21 protein-coding genes are annotated in these 17,066 nt (G+C 63.5%); 14 read left to right on the forward strand and 7 right to left on the reverse strand.

Going from position 1 to position 17,066, the window contains the following annotated elements:
• Positions 1–1,354 precede the first annotated feature (1,354 nt).
• From BM167_RS17505 to BM167_RS17550, 13 genes are all read left to right on the forward strand, one after another.
• Entirely contained in the window at positions 1,355–4,480 is a 3,126-nt protein-coding gene (locus BM167_RS17505) for a phage/plasmid primase, P4 family (protein ID WP_092894026.1), read from the forward strand.
• Between the two features lie 237 nt (positions 4,481–4,717).
• The gene (locus BM167_RS17510; protein WP_092894027.1) at positions 4,718–5,251 is read left to right on the forward strand and encodes a hypothetical protein; all 534 of its coding nucleotides are present in this window, start codon (positions 4,718–4,720) and stop codon (positions 5,249–5,251) included.
• Between the two features lie 315 nt (positions 5,252–5,566).
• Positions 5,567–5,758, forward strand: coding sequence for a hypothetical protein (locus BM167_RS17515; RefSeq protein WP_092894028.1), 192 nt, complete (start codon positions 5,567–5,569; stop codon positions 5,756–5,758).
• Between the two features lie 372 nt (positions 5,759–6,130).
• Positions 6,131–6,259: a hypothetical protein gene (locus BM167_RS18910; RefSeq protein WP_281244644.1), complete on the forward strand. Its 129-nt coding sequence runs from the start codon at positions 6,131–6,133 to the stop codon at positions 6,257–6,259.
• A 62-nt stretch (positions 6,260–6,321) separates the two neighbouring features.
• Positions 6,322–6,606, forward strand: coding sequence for a hypothetical protein (locus BM167_RS17520; protein ID WP_092894029.1), 285 nt, complete (start codon positions 6,322–6,324; stop codon positions 6,604–6,606).
• Positions 6,607–7,506 carry a hypothetical protein gene (locus BM167_RS17525; protein WP_092894030.1) on the forward strand — a complete coding sequence of 300 codons (900 nt, stop codon included), beginning with the start codon at positions 6,607–6,609 and terminating at the stop codon, positions 7,504–7,506.
• A gap of 27 nt (positions 7,507–7,533) precedes the next feature.
• A complete protein-coding gene (locus BM167_RS17530; protein WP_092894031.1) occupies positions 7,534–7,953 on the forward strand; it encodes a hypothetical protein in 420 nt (139 codons plus the stop codon).
• Between the two features lie 163 nt (positions 7,954–8,116).
• A complete protein-coding gene (locus tag BM167_RS18655; RefSeq protein ID WP_177213409.1) occupies positions 8,117–8,275 on the forward strand; it encodes a hypothetical protein in 159 nt (52 codons plus the stop codon).
• Positions 8,272–8,517 (forward strand): hypothetical protein, encoded by a 246-nt coding sequence (locus BM167_RS18230; RefSeq protein ID WP_143095540.1) that lies wholly within the window; start codon positions 8,272–8,274, stop codon positions 8,515–8,517. Before BM167_RS18655 ends, BM167_RS18230 begins: the two co-directional genes overlap by 4 nt.
• The gene (locus BM167_RS17535) at positions 8,514–8,720 is read left to right on the forward strand and encodes a hypothetical protein (RefSeq protein WP_092894032.1); all 207 of its coding nucleotides are present in this window, start codon (positions 8,514–8,516) and stop codon (positions 8,718–8,720) included. The genes BM167_RS18230 and BM167_RS17535 overlap by 4 nt, the downstream gene beginning before the upstream one ends.
• Positions 8,717–9,085 (forward strand): hypothetical protein, encoded by a 369-nt coding sequence (locus BM167_RS17540; RefSeq protein WP_092894033.1) that lies wholly within the window; start codon positions 8,717–8,719, stop codon positions 9,083–9,085. Before BM167_RS17535 ends, BM167_RS17540 begins: the two co-directional genes overlap by 4 nt.
• Before the next feature lie 123 nt (positions 9,086–9,208).
• On the forward strand, positions 9,209–10,081 hold the full coding sequence (locus BM167_RS17545; protein WP_092894034.1) for a hypothetical protein: 873 nt from the start codon (positions 9,209–9,211) through the stop codon (positions 10,079–10,081).
• A 141-nt stretch (positions 10,082–10,222) separates the two neighbouring features.
• Positions 10,223–13,207: a phage tail family protein gene (locus tag BM167_RS17550; protein ID WP_143095541.1), complete on the forward strand. Its 2,985-nt coding sequence runs from the start codon at positions 10,223–10,225 to the stop codon at positions 13,205–13,207.
• 9 nt (positions 13,208–13,216) lie between these two features.
• Here BM167_RS17550 and BM167_RS17555 read toward each other — a convergent pair whose 3' ends face one another.
• The 7 genes from BM167_RS17555 to BM167_RS18665 form a co-directional block, all read right to left on the reverse strand.
• Positions 13,217–13,648: a hypothetical protein gene (locus BM167_RS17555; protein ID WP_092894036.1), complete on the reverse strand. Its 432-nt coding sequence runs from the start codon at positions 13,646–13,648 to the stop codon at positions 13,217–13,219.
• A gap of 153 nt (positions 13,649–13,801) precedes the next feature.
• Entirely contained in the window at positions 13,802–14,020 is a 219-nt protein-coding gene (locus tag BM167_RS17560) for an MJ0042-type zinc finger domain-containing protein (RefSeq protein WP_092894037.1), read from the reverse strand.
• A complete protein-coding gene (locus BM167_RS17565) occupies positions 14,013–14,660 on the reverse strand; it encodes a zinc ribbon domain-containing protein (RefSeq protein WP_177213410.1) in 648 nt (215 codons plus the stop codon). The genes BM167_RS17560 and BM167_RS17565 overlap by 8 nt, the downstream gene beginning before the upstream one ends.
• On the reverse strand, positions 14,653–15,063 hold the full coding sequence (locus BM167_RS18660) for a hypothetical protein (protein ID WP_177213411.1): 411 nt from the start codon (positions 15,061–15,063) through the stop codon (positions 14,653–14,655). Before BM167_RS18660 ends, BM167_RS17565 begins: the two co-directional genes overlap by 8 nt.
• Entirely contained in the window at positions 15,056–15,427 is a 372-nt protein-coding gene (locus tag BM167_RS17570) for a hypothetical protein (protein WP_092894039.1), read from the reverse strand. The genes BM167_RS18660 and BM167_RS17570 overlap by 8 nt, the downstream gene beginning before the upstream one ends.
• On the reverse strand, positions 15,424–15,972 hold the full coding sequence (locus BM167_RS17575; protein ID WP_092894040.1) for a hypothetical protein: 549 nt from the start codon (positions 15,970–15,972) through the stop codon (positions 15,424–15,426). Before BM167_RS17575 ends, BM167_RS17570 begins: the two co-directional genes overlap by 4 nt.
• A gap of 117 nt (positions 15,973–16,089) precedes the next feature.
• Positions 16,090–16,680, reverse strand: a complete 591-nt coding sequence (locus tag BM167_RS18665; RefSeq protein WP_177213412.1) for a DUF8118 domain-containing protein — start codon at positions 16,678–16,680, stop codon at positions 16,090–16,092.
• 165 nt (positions 16,681–16,845) lie between these two features.
• On the opposite strand from BM167_RS18665, the gene BM167_RS17585 reads away from it, so the two are divergent.
• On the forward strand, positions 16,846–17,061 hold the full coding sequence (locus BM167_RS17585; RefSeq protein WP_092894041.1) for a FaeA/PapI family transcriptional regulator: 216 nt from the start codon (positions 16,846–16,848) through the stop codon (positions 17,059–17,061).
• Positions 17,062–17,066 lie beyond the last annotated feature (5 nt).

Here is a 17,066-nt window from a genome sequence, read left to right on the forward strand (position 1 = left end):
AACCTCCGTGACGATCCATGCCCTGTCAAAATGGAGCGTGGTAGGGGACACGCGGCTTGCCTAACCATGCGGGGGAGACTCCGTCTGTAGCGGTCCTCCGCGTACTCTACGAGAGAGGTAAGGGGAGTCGCCATCTGCCGGCGTGAGTCAGTCTCACGTCCGGGGACACTGACCAACCCGAAAGTGGGGCCGTAGCTACTTCTGCCAGATCCTGCACGACACTCTCCGAGAGTACGCTCTCGATGCGTCGGACGCCGCGTCCGCCGGGAGTGAAATCGCCCTGCGATGGGAATAAGAGAAGTTGGGTGAAGTGCTGACAGAGGCGACCGCTAAGCGAAAAACGACTGAGCTGTGTGCTTATCCAGAAATACTACTATGACCCGAACTACCATCAGCGTGAGCGTTGAGACGAGAAACTGGCTATTCAACTTGAAAGAACCGGGGGACAGTTACGACGATGTCCTTCGCCGGGAGCTAATAAACCCGGACCGCGACCAAGACTAACCTTCACTACTCTCTCCGATTCGTTTTCCCATCTTCTTCCCAACTTGGCGCCCGTAGTGGGAAAACGGTTAAAGCCATTCACAGAGAGTCGCAACTAAAGGACGTATTGAATCTCGCCACGGGACGGGCGCCAACCTACTCCCGTGACGAAGAACTGCTAGGCGGACCTGCGATGGCGTGGTCCTACCTGAGTGTAGTACACACTCCGGTATAAAACTCACTGCTCCACGCCGTCAGCGGGTCGGGTTTGCCGTCCTCACACGGCCCGACGACATGCGAAAGAACGCAACTCTGACGTCAACGGCGGATGCACAGAATACTAACCAACAGCGCGGCTGCGAACGTTGCGGGCGACAGCGCCCCACGGATCCTAGGCGATTCACAATCACCGCAAGTGACTTCGCTGACTCGACGGCAGACTTCGAGAAGATATTCCTCTGCCGAGAGTGCTGGCAGAAGTTCCGCGACGACCTCCGGAGGTGTTCGCTGTGAGCGTCGACGCCGCGCACCGTCGCGACGACGTCGTGACCCCGACGCGAGATTGTACCAGAAACCCGAGAGTGGTCCGGTTGGTCCGTACCCCTTTCTCCCCCATCGGACCACGTAAAACCGCAAGACGGCAGTGCGGTTTCCCTATGGGTGGTCCGGTGGTCCGATGCGATCTGCATAGTAGCAGTAGAATGAGAGGACGGAAAGAACAACAGTATATGTCTGAATACAAAGATATTGCAGATTCCATCGGACCAGCGGACCACCGGCCAAACACCTCCACGCCGTCCGGCGGTTTCACTGGTCCGATGGCAAAACAGAGGGAGCGGACCAACCGGACCAATATCAGCGAGGCAGAACAATGAGCGAGATAACGGACCCCGCCGACTGCCGCCGTATCGTCGAGGAGCGAATCTCGGAGTCGCCGCTCCCCGACCGAAAGTATTTCCACCGCGTCGCGGACGGGTCGAAGCGTTCCTACGGCCACCAAAAGGCGTCCGACCGGAGTGCGACGCCGCCGCAGGGGAACTACGGCATTCACGCCGCGGCCGGTGGCACACTGGTCCTCGTCGACATCGACGACCACAAAGACGGATACGACGAAGAGGCGCTCACGTTCGCCCGCGAGAACCTCCCCGAGACGCTCACCTTCTCGTCGGCCCACGGTGGGGAAGGACGGCTCTACCACGTCCCCGAGGACGGTGACGGGCTTCTCCCGGCCGCACGCTTAGAAAAGGAGTTCGGAAAGGCGAACATCAGTTCGGCAACGTGGGGGGAGATCCGCGTCTCAAACCAATATATCGTCGCTGCGGGGTCGCAACTTGACGCGGACGGATGTACGAAGGACGAGTGCGACGAGTGCTCGAAACCAGATGGCGGGCGCTACACCATCCTCCACGACCGCCCGATTGCCACCCTAAACGCGGACCTCCTCGTGAAAGTGCTCGCCGCGGACCCCGACGTCACGAAGGTGTCTGAGACGGCCGACGACGCCCCGGAGGGCGACGAAGAACCATCCACGGCCCGACGGTCGAAGTACGAACCGGACGGTGACACGGATGCGTACGACGCCTTAGAGGCGCTCGACTGTGAGCGGGTGGCCGAAAAGACGATTGTAGCCGACTGGAACGACGACCACGGTTCGGGGGACGCCGTCCGGGCTTTTTACCCTATCTGGAACCCGGCCTGTAACGGAACCGCGAACGTGGCGGGGCGCGAGGGGTGGCGAGACACCGCCGGAAAGGGGAGAGGCGGGCCGGTGGTCATGGCGGCCATCGCGTGCGACGACCTCCCCGAGTACGATGAAAACACGACGCCGTCCGACGTCTCCGGCAAAGACTGGGTGACGGCCTATGACTACCTTCGAGAACTCGGCTTCGACCTCCCGCCCCTCTCCGCGGAACGGTCGGGGCCCGAGAGCGCCCCGTCGTGGGAATACGTCCGATATCTCTTCGAGGAAGAGGGGGCTTCTCCCGGCCGCGCGGCGGCTCAATCCCTTCTCCGCGAGAAGTACCACTTCATGACGACGGACGTCAAGGACGAACTCTACGTCTACGACGAGGAGGCGGGGATATTCACGCCGGAACTCGGAGACATTCGCGCGGAGATATACGAGGGGTTGACCGCCGAACACTGGTCGACTCACAACGTCCGCGAGATACTCGCCGGGCTGAAACAGCTCAACCGGGTTTCTCCCCGCCAGTTCAACGGTCGCGAGGCGTTCGACGCCCCGCACGTCTGCGTGGAAAACGGCGTATTAGACCTGTTTAGTCGGGAACTCAAGGACCACTCGCCGGAGTACAAGTTCGTCAACCGCGTCCCGGTCACCTACGACCCCGACGTCGACACCACCCGCTTCGAGGAGTTCATGGAGACTATCACGTCCCGAGACGAGGACGCGAAGGCGATGCTGGAAATGGTCGGTCACGCCCTCGTCCCCGACGCTCATGAGAGGGGTTGGAAGCTCTTCTTACTCCTTCATGGGGGGTCGGATAACGGAAAGTCGTTCTTCTACGACCGGGTGAGTGACCTTCTCGACGGCTTCGACGGCGAGGAGTCGAACACAATGAACGTGAAACTCGCCAAACTCGCGAGTAACAGGTTCTCGAAGGACTCCATGTATGGACATTTCGCCAACATCGCGGGCGAAATAAACGGCAAGAAGATTCGGAACACGGCCGATCTCAAAGACATCACTGGAGGAGACAGTATGGAAATTGAACCGAAAGGGGGCGAGTCCTTCTCGGACACGATGAATACCACCCTGATGTTCGCGGCCAACGACCCGCCGATAATCGGGAACCGCGACAAACGCGCGATTGCCACCCGCATCGTCCCGGTGAAACTACCCTACACGTTCACCGAGAACCCCACCGGGCCGATGGAGAAAGAGAAGGTCCCCGAGCGAGTCCTCGAAGAGGAACTCGCGACGCCGGAAGCCATGAGCGCGCTCTTATCTCTCGCTCTCGACGGCATTGAACGGCTTCGAGAGAACCACGGCGACGTCTCACTCCCCGAATCCCCCATGGAGCGACTGGAGCGATACGAGGGCGACGCGGACCCCATGATGGAGTTCGGCAAAAAATGTCTCACCTCGGATTCGTCTGACTACATCGTGAAAGCCGACGTCACCCGAATCTACGAGGAGTGGGCTGAGGCGGAAGGTCACGAAGTGGGGTCGAACGCGAATAAAGCACTGTTCGCCGCCCTCGATTACCCCGACTCGAAGCCCCGCTCCCCAGACTACTCCAGTACGTCTCTCCCCCTGCGTCCGTGGGACCAGCGAAAAGAGGTTCTCGACCGTGTTACCCTCACCGAAGAGGGACTGGAGTACGCCCGCGCGGCGGGGCTCTTCGTCGAGGAGACGGACGAAGAACCGACCGGGGACGGCCTCGCCGCGCTGGAGACGGGGCAACACGATTCTATCACGGTGGAGTTCGGCGGTCAGATGAAACCCCGGCCGTGGTTGGCCGAAGAGGGTTGGTTCGTTGACGCCGGCGACCTCGCGATGGATTACCGGGTGCGGGAGGGCAACGGTCAACCGAACCCGATGCGGGGTGTATCTGAAGGGGACCTCGTCCGAATCACGAACGCCCGCGTCAAAACCGAGGACGGAATCAGACACGTCGAGATAATGCCGGGGTGTACTGTCGAGGTTGTCGAGGCCGCCGACGACGACACCGACTCCCAAGACGACAACACGCCCCAAGCCGCCGCGGACGGTGGGGAACCGGACCCCGAGGCCACCGACGGGGACGAGGACGAAGAACCCCCGACGCAGAACGGGGCGCTTTGGGGGGCCTACAAGGCCCAAGACGCAGGCGACGGCGTGAGTAAGGCGGACCTCATGACCGCCCTCCAGGCACGCGATTACGACATTTCGACGGCTCAAATGGTCGTCGAGAACGCGGCGAAGAGAGGGTATCTGATAGAGACGTCGGAGACGGACGTCTATCAGGCGACGGACAAGCTGGCGCGCCCAGAATGAGCTGGACGGTCTATGCTGACCGTCGAATCTCTCTGAAGTAACTATCTAACTGCTCTCGGCGAAACAAACCCATGGGAGCGGCAGCTATGTCGACTTTCTCCCGTGCTCTTCCCGAACCGATAGTCCCACACATTCCGAGGCGAGGTTCGGATTCTGACTCTAAGCGACACACCGAGTGTCCGGTGAATACCCACCCCCCGACCTGCCGATCCTCTACCCTCAAAAACGACTGACTCTATGACTGCTCTCCAGTTTACTGACCCCGACGACGCTGCCGAGTTCATCACCCGCGAACTGTGCGACGAATGTTTCGCTCCCGTCCTGAAACGTGCCCGCGATTACGACGAGGCCGAGGCTGTGGTACTCTCGTACGGTGACACAAAGGGAACCTTCTACGCGAAGGGTCACCGGTTCCGTGAGGACGGAACGATCGATGCGGCGACGCCAACGGCGAATCCCTCACCAGAGGCAATCACTGTGGACAATGCACCCCCTCGAAAAGATGGCCGTGCCACGAGTGGACGTGACACCTTCTGTCAGTGCGGCGTCGGCGTGCGCTCCCAGTGGCCCTCTGACCGCACTCTCTCTAACTGCGAACGGTACGAGACGTTCGAGGACCTGTGCACGCAACTCCAACGCCACGGAATTGGCCTTACCCCATATCGGGGGAAGTGGGCCATCTACGCTCGCAACAGGCAGGACCACATGGCCGGTCGCGACCTCGACGTCCTCGCCGAGGCACTCTTCGTCGCCGCCGGGGCCTATCGTTGATATATTACAATCCGATGGCATATTACGTTATCCTACGTCACCAATAGATTTATTGTGCTGGACCCTCAATAGTAGATTACGCGCCGTCGTCCGCGGGAGTGTCGGACTCAGCCGCGGTCGGCCCCACATAGGGTGGGGTCCGCGTTTCTCTCAGAGACACCGACACCCGACGAGAGCGGCGGCTGCATTTCCACTTATGCCCACTACAATCACCGTCGACGAACGAACCCGAGACGCGCTCTGGGAACTGAAGCAGGGGCCCGGTGACTCCTACGACCGGGTTCTCCGCCGCGAACTCGGACTTGACACGGACTGATGATCGCCCCCGCCGATGTTCTCGACACGCTCAATCCCGGGGAAGTGACGACGTCGGGGCACGTCGCCCGGACGGTGAACTGTCCGGTCCGAACCGCGAATGACGTTCTCCGCGACCTCGCGAACGACGACCTCGTCGAACTTGACGTCGACCTGGAGGCGACGCTCTTGGAGCTCACGGACGGCGAGTAACCCTCCTGCCGATGACCCCACACACATTCCGGGCGAGGCAACTAAGTTCGTCTCCGTTCCCGGGGTCTTCTCCGTCTCTCTGCGGTCTGTGGTCCGTGCAGTTCATCTTCCCGTGACCGGGGCATTCCCCGGCCACGTACGTCTCGGGGTTTTCGTACACACACCACCCCCACCGACCACACATATACCACCAATGACCGACCTCTCGCGGCTCTCTACGAATCCATGACCCCCTCGCCACCCTCCCTAACCGCCGAGTCTCCCGCCGAGCGTCGTCTCGCGGCTATTCATTCTAACCGAGAGACCCTCGAAGCGCGGGCCGCCCGCGCCCGTCGCGAGCGTATCGAATGGGAGTGGGACGTTGCCACCCTCATGGCGGGGGCCGACTCAACGATGATCGACGACCCCGAAGTGTACCTTGACGCCGCCGACGGATTCGACGGCGTCAAGGTGTACTTTCGTCGGTTCTGTGAGATGCACGCCCCGCCGACGACCGGGTAACGGACACCCTCGAATCGCCCGCTAACTGCCCTTCCTCCGAACACACTCTCTGCCACATCAATATGTCTGAAAGCACTCTTCACGAACTCGCAGAAGCCAACCGCTCCCGTCTATCTAGCCTCGCAGAAGCCCTCGACGTCGACGACCCCACCGGACAGACGCAAAGACAGAAATCCGCGTTTCTCGGGTTTGACTCCCCTCCGGCGGCGGAAAAGTCTCTCTCTGACGCCGACCGCACGGCCGCACTCATCAAAGAGAACGCCGCGGTGCTCGAGCGCATCGCCGAGGCCGTTGACGACGACCCCGCCGGCAGTGAGAAGGCCGCCTTCCTGGGGATGGAGGACTAGATGGCGGCACACGCCCCGTCGACCGAGTCCCCCGACCCCGACGACTCCAGTGACGACGTCGTGATTCTCGACGCCGCGGGTGCAGAAACTCTCACGTTCGACCTCTCGCTCCCGACCGACGACGCTTTTGAGGTGGCCCTCTCCGGCCGCGACGACGTCGACCAGTTCCGGGTTGAGGTGACGCACGACGGGACGCCCCTCCACGCGGCGACGGTCGGCGAGTCGTTCTTCGGTGAGGGGCCCCGTCGGCAGCGATTCGTGACGACGGGCGCGCGTCTCATCGGTGGTATCGCCGCAGTGGAGGAGAGTGAGGCCGCCGTCGCCCTCACTGCCGCCCTTGGGAATGTTCATAGCCGAATCGTCGAAGGCCGCCTCCACGTCCTCGGCGAACACGCACGCGAACACGTCTCACACACACGGGATGTGACGTACACCCCCAACGGTCGGGGGAGGTGGACGGTGACCTTCGACGACACCCGATTCAATCCGAGCACGTTCTCGTATGACCGTACGCAGGTCAGTTTCCCCGCCGCTGAATGGGCGGATACGACTACGACTCCCGGGCTCTCGAATACCGTCACGGGGCGCACGTTCGAGGATGAGGAGAGGGGCCTTGCCAGATGGCAGGCGGCGAGAGGTGTCTGGATGAACATGGCCGACGTCGGTGAGGCCCCGCCGAGCCGCATCCCGATCACAGGCGCGGACCTCCGTGAGTCGGGGACCCTCCCCCAGATTGACATCGCCGTTGACGAGTTCGAGGACGCCGTCGCCGAACACGACACCCTCAGCGACGTCCGGCGGGCCGTGTCTGTCCGCCGGGGGAAGACGCGCATCCTCCGCCACGCCGTCCGCGCCCTGGGGCTCTCCGACGAACTTGACGACGTCGACGCCGACGAGTGACCCCGTCGCCATTTTACACCATCTCACATGAGCAACGAAATCGACTACTCATCCATCGACATTCCCGAGAACGAGGACCCCGAGAACTACTCGTGGCAGGCCCGGCGCGCCGAAATCCTCCAACTTCTCGAACGCGCGGGGCACCCGCGGATGTTAAATCAGGCCGACCTCGCGCGGCGGTACGATACCAGCCGCCAGAACGTGCACAACGACATCGACGTCTTAGCTGACTACGTCGCGGAGTCCCTCGGCCGTCGTCGCGAACTCATCACCGAACACGTCTTTCACCGGGCGATTGAGGGCTTGCTCGACGAGGAGGAGTATCGCAAGGCCGCCCGAACCGTCAAGGAGTACAACGAGTGGCTGACCGAATTCCAAGACCTTCAGGAACTCAACGAGCGCCTCGAAACCATCGAAGAGACCCAACAGCGGGCGAAATACCGATGACGAGTAAACGAAACATCGAACGCCGACTTGACGATCTCCACGCCGACGCCACGGATGGAGAGGCATACACTGTGACGCTTCGTCACCATCGTGTTGACGAGGACGGGGACCTCGACGAATTGGTCCGCGAAGAAACGTACGCCCTCCTGCCGGAGAGTGACCGATGAGAAAGTCCAAGCGCTCAATTGACCGCGCCGTCTCGGACCTCGAAGAGGAAACGAGCGAGGAGAAAGGTTCTCTCGTCAAGGCTCTCGTTCGGATGCACGAACGAGAGAAAGCAGAGGCCGCTGAGGGCGACGAGGACGGGGAGGACGACGAGTGACCCGCCGCCGAACTCGCAGCCGGATTGAGGCCGAGATTGAGGGCCTCGAAGCGGGCGAGGGAGAGTTACTCACGCTCCCTGAACTCATGTACGCGAACATGGTGCGATACTACGGGGAACCGGTCCCTGAACGCGCACTCCGGTTCCTCCGAGACGGCGACGAGTCGGTCGTCGACCCGGCCGCGCTCCCTTACGTTCGACACTGGCCGGACACCGTCGACGAGGACAGGGGTGAGGCGTGACCCGTCGCACTCGCCGTCGCCTCGAAAGCGACCTTGACGCCCTCGAAGACGACGAGTACGCCCCGCTCACCGTCTGTGAGCTACTCTCCTACGAGTTCGAGACGGTCGACAAAGAGGCGGGGGTTGTCCGCGTCGTCGAGACGGGCGAACTCCGCGAGTTCCCTCCCATCTTTGAATCTCTCGGCGAGGCGGTGGGTGAATGACCCGCCGCACACGCCGGGCGATTCAGGACGCCGTCGCGGACCTCGAAGCCACCGACCCCGAGAAACTCGGCGGGCGAGACATCTATCGGTGGGTCAACGCACTCGACGAAGAGGGGATGGACGCCGGCCGCCCGTCGGAGTTCTTTGGCCCCGACCGGGAATGGACGTCAGAGGTGCGGGAACTCTACGACACCATCGTCGAGCGGTACCCCTCTTTCACGCACATCTCCCCGGCGGAGGCATTTGCGCTGAGTTATATGCCCAAAGAGGTGACCGACACCGTCCTTGAACTCCTAATACGAGACCCGCCCGACGCCTTTGCCGAGAAGTACCCGGGCCCTCTCGGCCCCGACCTTGACGACTGACGATTCACCGACTGCTGTTCGCACTTCATCTTGTTTGCTCTCACCATGACTCACGACGCTTCTCTCTCCGACTCCACAGAACAGACCGAAACCAACGCAGAACCGGCACCGGAGGCCGAGTAAATGGCCGCTCCCGACCCCGCCGACGTGTTCGACGACGACGTTGACGACGCCGACCTCACCATCCTCCCCGCAGAGGGACACACCCCGCTGACGTTCGACCTTGACCTCTCCGCCGAGACCTCTTTCTCCGTCGAACTCACGCCCAACGGCGAGGACCGGTTCGACCTCGAAGTACTCCACGGGGGAGCACCCCTTCACGCAGACACCGTTAGCAAGGCCTTCTTCGACCCCGGCGTCGCCCGTGACCTCTTCACGACGACCGCGGCCCGTCTCGTCGCCGGCGTCGCCTCTCTCCCCGAGGAGGAGGCGGTGGCGGCACTCGCCGACGTCCTTGATGAGATTCAGAGACTCTTCGCTGACGGCGTCCTCCACGTCGTCGATGAAGAGGTACGCGAACTCGCTGAGAAAGTCGTCACAGTGACCTACTCCTCGGGGGGGAGTGCTGAATGGACTGTCACGTTTGACGACCCTTCCTTCGCCCCGTCCGCGTTCGCGTACGTCCGCTCCTCGGTGACGATACCCGCCGCGGGGTGGGCGGACTCTCACAATCCTCCCCACCTCCCGCCCGTCGCCGGGCGCACCCTCAACGGCGATAAGGAACGGTGGCAGGCCATCCGCCGAATCTGGTCCGCGCAAGCCACCATGGGCGACGCGCCGCCGACGAGGCGGGAGGTGACAGGCGAGGACCTCCGCGAGTGGGGGGAACTCCCGAAAACCGGCACCGACGTCGAGGCGGTCGTCGAGGCGGTGCAAGAACACAGGACATTCCGCGACGTCTACCGGGCGCTCGGTGGGACGAATCGGGACCTTCTCCGCAACGCCATTAGCGAACTCGGTCTGGAGGACGAAATCGACACTGGCGTCATGGGGTAACTCCTCGCCTACGCGACGACTGACGGCGTCGACGTATTCTCTCTCTCTCTGTTCGACGTCCGCGGAACTGCCGACTGACTACACGACTGCTGTTCACCCTCCGGTCGGGGATGTCCCTGGCCTTTTCTGTCCTTTCTTTCTATGGTTGACGAGACGCTCAGAGCGAAGATAACCGGTTCCGAAACGCTTTCTAAATCAATGCAGACCGTGGCGAAAGCCACGGAGAACGTTGCCGACGCCGCCGAATCCGCGGCGGTTGATACGTCGGCACTCGCCGGCACATTGGACGCCGTCGAGGACGCCACCAGCGACGCGAACTCATCGTTCGCGAAACTCTCGGGGTCTCTCTCGTCGGTGAATGAGTCCATCGAGAAGGCCACCTCGTCCTTTGCGGAAGGGACGCCGACAATCGCCACCTACGACGAAGCCCTCGACGACGTTCCCGGGAGTGCCCTGGAGGCCGTCGCCGGGACGTCGACGCTGGCTCACTCCCTCGACAACGTCTCCGACGAGGCCGACGAGGCGACGCGCTCGCTGACGGGATTCAAAGCCGCCGCCGGGGCGCTAGCCGGGACCTCCCTCGCCGCGTCCGTCGCGATGGACACGCCCGATTCGAGTGGGCTGAATCTCCCCTCTCCCTCGTCGCAGACAGCGAACGTCGAGACGGCGGCGAGTACGAGCGCACTTTCGCAAGTCCGCCGCTCCCTCTCCTCGCTCCCCGGACGTCGACGGGTGGGCATCGGCGTCGACTCCGACGGCGCAGAGGGCGGAATCTCGAAGATTCGGGGCGCGCTTGCCGACCTCTCTGCGCCGAACCTCGCCGCGGGACTGTCCGCGAATACGGCGGACGCGGAGGGGTCGATCAGCCGGATACAGGACGCCTTCACGAATCTCTCGGTACCGGACCTCTCACTCGGCGCGAACACCGGCGGGTTACGCGGCGACGTCGCGGAGGTGCGGCAATCGCTCGAATCACTTCCCGACGTCCGCATTGACGCCGCCACCGACGCCGGGGACCTCGTGGACACCCTTGAGTCCGCCCGTGGGGAGGCGCTTGAAGCCGCGCAGGCACTCGGAGAGGCAGGTGATTCGGCCGACGAGGTGGTGGATTCGGCCGATTCACTCGGTGACCTCACGTCGGGGCTGGCGGACCTCGACGTGCCGGCGGAGAAGTTCGACGACCTCTCTGAGTCCGCGGAGGACCTCCTCGACGCGGGTCTCCAAGGCGCGTCAGGAGCCGAGGCGCTGGAGAGTGCCGTCGACGACGCGGGGACGGAAGCCCTCGCGACGGCCGGCGAACTCGAAGTGCTCGAGGACTCCATGGGCGACACCGTCGGGGAAGCGGTCGCCGCCTCGGGGTCGCTCTCTGTTCTTGAAAATCGCATTGACGAGGTGGGCGACGAGGCCACGGGCGCGGCGATGAAACTCACCGGCCTCCAGGGTGCGATGGCGTCACTGTCGGGCGTCTCAGCGCACATGGGACCCTTCGCGGGGAACCTCACTACCATCGCAAAGTTCGCCGGCCCGGCCGCCGCCGGCATCGCGAGTATCGGGAGTGCGGCCGCAGGCGGACTCATCGGAGGTTCGGGAGCCCTTGCCGGGCTGGCGGGTCTTCTCGGAGGCGGCGCTTTGGCCGTCGGTGAACGGGTCGCAGCGGGGTCCTCGGAAGCGGAAGGCGCGCTCGAAGGCCTCAGTGAGTTCATGGGGCGCGTCAAGGACACCGCCTCACAAATTCTTGAGCCCCTCAAGAACGACGCCAACGCGGCGCTGTTCACCGGGACTCTGTCGGCCGGACTGACCATCCTCGAAGACTTTGTGACGTTGACGACGTCGCTCAGCGGGGAGTTACACGGATTCGCCAGCGCCCTCGGTGACACGTTCGACGCCGTCTCCCCGCAGGCGTTCGCGGCTCTGGAGGACTCTATCCGAACCGTCCTCCCCTCGCTTGAAAGTATGGCCACGGGAGCGCTCGAAGCCATCCCGGGGTTCATCCGGTTCACGACGGAGGAGTTCGCTCAACTCGCCCCCCTCGCCGGCGACGTGTTCGACGTCTTCATGGACCTCGCGCCGGCCTTGGCGGAGGTCGGGACGGCCGCTCTGTCGTTGGTGCTCCCGTCTTTGGAAATGATCGGGTACGCTCTGAAAGGGCTGCTCCCGTACGTCGATATGCTCGTCCCAATAGCGGAGAATCTCGGAAACGTCTTCTCCGGTATCGCGGACGTGGCAGGGCCGCTGCTCACTCAATTCAGTACCCTCGCCATCGGGGTCCTGGGGGTGGCGAAGGTGGCAGGCGTCCTGTCGGGAATCGGGGCGACACTCTCCACCGTGTTCTCCGCTCTGTCCGGCGTCCTCGGTGGCCTCTTCTCGGGAGGTGTTCTCTCGGGGGCCATCTCTCTCGCCGGGACGCTAGCCGGGCTAATCAATCCAGTTACCTTGCTGATAGGTTTGGGGGTGGGACTCGTGTCTGTTCTCGGTCTATGGGACGAATTATTCTCTGGCGTCGCCCTCGCCGTGAATCTAGTCATCGAATATGTTGAATATCTTGCCAACATAGGGAAAATTCTATCAGGCGTCTTGGTCGGAATCGGGGACGCTGTGGTCGGCTTATTGACTCCATTCGACTCAATAGGGGGGCTACTCACCGCCGTCGGAGGTGCGTTCGACTGGTTCGCCGGGAAAGTGGTTGAGGGAGCGAAGACGATGATAGAGTTCCTCTCTCCTGTCGTCGATGCCATAACGGCCCTCGACGACGCCGTCGGGAAACAGGGCGGCGTCTCTCTCGACAAATACAAACTCGACACCGGCGGCGATGGGGGCGACGGGTCCGACCCGTACGGCGGTGGGGCGTCGAGTGGGTCCGGCGGCCCCTCCAGCGGTCCGGGCCGGTATCTCGGCGGGGGCGACGTCCCCGCCACCGCGCCCTCGGGGTCGTCAGGGTCCTCCAGCGGGTCGGGGGCGTCGGGGACCGCCGGCAGTGGGTCGGCGGCGCAGAAGTACGAAGACAACCGAACCATTGAGGTGACGGTCGAAGGCGACGGCGACGAACAGCGGATTCAGGCCGCCGTCGAGCGGGCGCTAGAGAAGGCTGACCGGCAGAAGCGACGGCGAAACACGCCGATGAACTGAGGGCCGCCCTCAGTCGCCGTGGGCGGCTTGTTCTTCGCGTTCTCGAAGCCCCTTCGGACTCGCGACCTTCTCCGTATCGTGGACTCGCCTGAGACACTTCCCCTTCGCCGTGGAGATGGCGCTCTCGTCGTCTGCCGCATCTATGGTCTCCGCAACCTCCGCGGCCCACTCGCCGCGGCAGGTGTAGAACGCCGCCTGTCCCGCGTCGTAGTCGAGGACTCTGATTTTCAGCGGGTCAACCCCCGACCCCGGGTAAAAGCCCCAATACGCGGCGACGGTCATCGAAATTCCGTCAATCCCCTGGTCCTCGCGGGGCTCTAAGACGTCGTCGGTGTTGAGAACCACGACAAGTTTCCCCGTGTCTTCGACCTCGACGCGCTTCGTCGAGAGTCCCTCGTTTTCAAGAACAGATCGAAAAGCCGCAGCAGTAGAAACCGACATACTATACGTACGTACTACTGCTCAAAGAGTCTTTTCCCGCGTATAGAGACATGTACGCCGCCGTTTCGGGGAAAACAAGAGGCGTGCCTTCCCCACTCGCGGGGTATTTAAAGTATAAGCCGTACACGACGTTTCGAGACGGGGCGGCAGGGACTACCCGCCGTGCTTATGAACGTGGATGTGAATCTCCACAGTCGTCCCGTCGGCCTCAACGGTCGCCGCAGGTTCGTCCGGCCCGCCCCCGCCGTCAGCCACGGGAATATCGTGTTTCTGCCCGCACGCCGGACACCGAGAGGTATCGCTCCCGGCACCGCCGACGTCGCGGTCAGTCTCGAAGCGCGTCCCGCACTCCTTACAGCTGAGTTCAGTCACGGATGTCCACCTCGGCGCGCGAGGCAATCGTGATGGCGGCCGACCGGTCGGCGTCGACACCCCGGACGTCACAGTCGGGGTTCGTACACCAGAACCGCTGCTTCTCGCGCTCCCCGTGTTCCCCGCACCGGTGGCACTCGCGGGAGGTGCCGTCGGGGTCGACGTACGCAACGGGCACGCCGGCCTCGCGTGCCCGGCCAGCGAGAGCACTCTGGAGGTGGGGAAGCAACCACGCCCCGACCTGTTCGGCGTCGTCGCGAACCGCCCAGAGCGGGCGCTGACGGCGTCCGAGGTCTTCGAGGACCAGAACCGGCGCGGAGTGCGACCGCACCCACTGGACCGTCCGTGCGGCCGCGTCGAGGACCTGCGCGCGGAGTCGGTACCAGAATGCCGCGGTGAGTTGTGCCTCACCGGCGTCTGTCTCGAAGCCCGCGCTCTGGAGTGCGCCGACCGCGGTGGCGAGGTAATCGAACAGCCGCGCCGGGTCATGCCCCTCTACGGCGAAAGCGTCGGCGGGCTCCATGCTGGCCGTGGCGGCCGCAACGAGCGTCTTCTCCCCGACGTCGATACCGATGGGGGTCACGGGGACCGACGCCGTCTCGGCGGCGACAGTGGCCTCTCGACGGCGAGTACTACTCATCACGTCCCCCGTCGCACCGCGCCCGCTCCTCCGCCTCGCGCTGGAGGGCCATCTCGCGGTCGATGAGGTCGATATACTGGTCGTGTGCCTCTTCGTCGGCGTCGACGCCGCCGTAGGCGATATCGCAGGCGACCCACGAGGCGCAATCATCGCAGAGCGTCACTGCGATGAACGCCGGGAGTTCGGCCTCACCGAGCGGGTACTCCAGTTCAAGGGAGAAGCCCACCTTGACACTCTCACCGCACTGCGCACAGCGGTCGTCGGGGAGCGAGTGGTTCTGAACGAACTCGCAGGTCCGACAGACCTCGGCGCGGAGGGGAGCGATAGGGTCGACCGTCGTCTCGCGAACGACGGCGGTGGGCTTCTCGGCACCACACACGCGGCAGGCTTTGGTGTCAGTCACCGTCCTCACCTCCGTCAATGAGTTCCTCGACCGCGTCTCTCCCGTCCTCAGTTCGGAAACTCGTCACGCGGGGTGCGACGAACTCATGGAGGAACTCCGCGGCGTCCTCCCGAGTCGGGTTCTCGCGCTGCTGGAGTCGCCACCGGGCGGCCTCGACGGCCCACTGAGGAACCTCCAGTTCGACGTCGCGGTTCACGATGTACCCCTGCGAGGGCGTCCGGTCCATGCGGGCCGCGGGCGGAAAGCGAATCTCTGCTAAGTACCGAGTTTCCTCCGAGGGGTTCTCGACAGTCGGTATCTCGTCGAACAACTCAGACGAGACGTCCATCGTCTCCTCGTCGTCGGGAGTGTCGCGCTCGGTCATCGGTCTCCTCCCGGGGTGACGGCCTGTTCGCGGAGGGTGCCGATTGAGACTCGTTGGTTCAATCCGCGCGCCCACGGTTCGGTTCCGTCCGCGACGACGGCGAGCGTTTGCTCGGTGAATGCCTGGAGGCCGTGGAGTTCCTCGCGGAGTTCGTTGACCTGTTCGGCGGTCGGGGTGTCGCCCGCTCGGAGGGTGGCCTCAATCTCGCGGAGGGTGTCTTCGAGGCCGAACCGGGCCTCCATGACGTCGTCGTGCGCAAGGGCGGGGCCGACCTCTGCCCACGGGTTCGGTTCGGCGGTCGTCTCTCGCTGTTCGGTCGTCGTCTCGTCGTCGGGAGTGTCGTTGGACATGGGTTCGAGTTCGGGGTCGGCGGGTTTCGGGGCGTCAACCCCGGGGTTCGTCTGTCGATCATCGCCCTTCTCCTCGCCCCTCGCCGCGAGTATGCTGTCTGCGAGTTGCCCGATGGAGTCGTCAGGGTGCTCTTCGACGAGAGCACGGAGTTCGGCGTGCGATGCGTCGGTCAGGTCGGTGGGTGGGTCTGGCATACGTGCTACCTCCGTAGGGACGCCCACAGCCGGCGCTCGACGACGTCGTCGAACCGACCGCCTGCGTACGCCCCCGTGCCGGGGCAGGCGGGGAGAGAGCCCCCGCTGGCGGTCGGGTTAGTCTCTCCCCGAACAGCCAGCGCGGTGGAGGAGTCGGTCGGGGTCCGCGGGGACGCACTCCGCGCCGCACTCCTCGCAGCGGACGTAGCGCGCGCCACCGACGTCCGGCGTCTCGCGGTGGAACGTATAGGTCGGGCCGTCGTCGTCAAGAATCTCGCCGTCGTCGCCGGCGACGATAATCTCCCCTCCGTCAGCGACGAGTGGGCGCAACGTGTCCGCGGACGCGGTCACGTCGGCAAGCGTCACTCCGTTGGGGACGTGAATCCCGATCTGCTCGTCGACGTCGTCAACGGGGACGGCGGGGAAGGCGCGCTCCCCGCGGACGATGGCGACGCGGCGGGCGTGTTTGCAGAGTTCGCCGTCGTCGAGATTGTACGTCGAGTCGGGGCACGGACACGCGCCAGAGCGGGCGTCGACGGTGTAGTCGCTCCCGGATTCAGAGACGACGAGGTACATGTCGTCGGCCCCGGCGACGCCCGGGGCGTCGTCGAGGACCGTGAGGTACTGGGTGACGGCGCGGACGTCGCGCGCGTCGGGGTCGGTTTCGAGAGCGATGCCTTGAACTTCGGCGGATTCTATCGTACACATGGTCTTTGTCCCACAGAAGGCCAGTCCTGACGTGTTCCAGCACGTCGGGGCGTTTCCAAATGCCCCGAGGGGACCGTCCTTCTACACCACTTGCTACGTAGCCAGTCACAATAAAACTTGCCACATAGCAAGTTCTAAGAAGATGGAGCGTCTATCTATTTTTACATGGAGCAAACATCCGGTGATGTGACTCACCCAGAAGAGGACTATCTGGACGCAGTCCGGGCACATGCGCCTGCGTCGACCAAAGAAGTTGCTGACGCTGTTGGCGTCACTCGCCAAGGTGCTGATTATCGACTTCGGCAAATGGAGAGTGATGGAGAAGTCGAGTCGAAGATGGTTGGTAACTCACTTGTCTGGATGATCATCGACGACGAGTGAAGAGG

The organism is Halopelagius inordinatus, from assembly GCF_900113245.1.
In the GTDB taxonomy this organism is placed as follows: Archaea; Halobacteriota; Halobacteria; order Halobacteriales; family Haloferacaceae; genus Halopelagius; species Halopelagius inordinatus.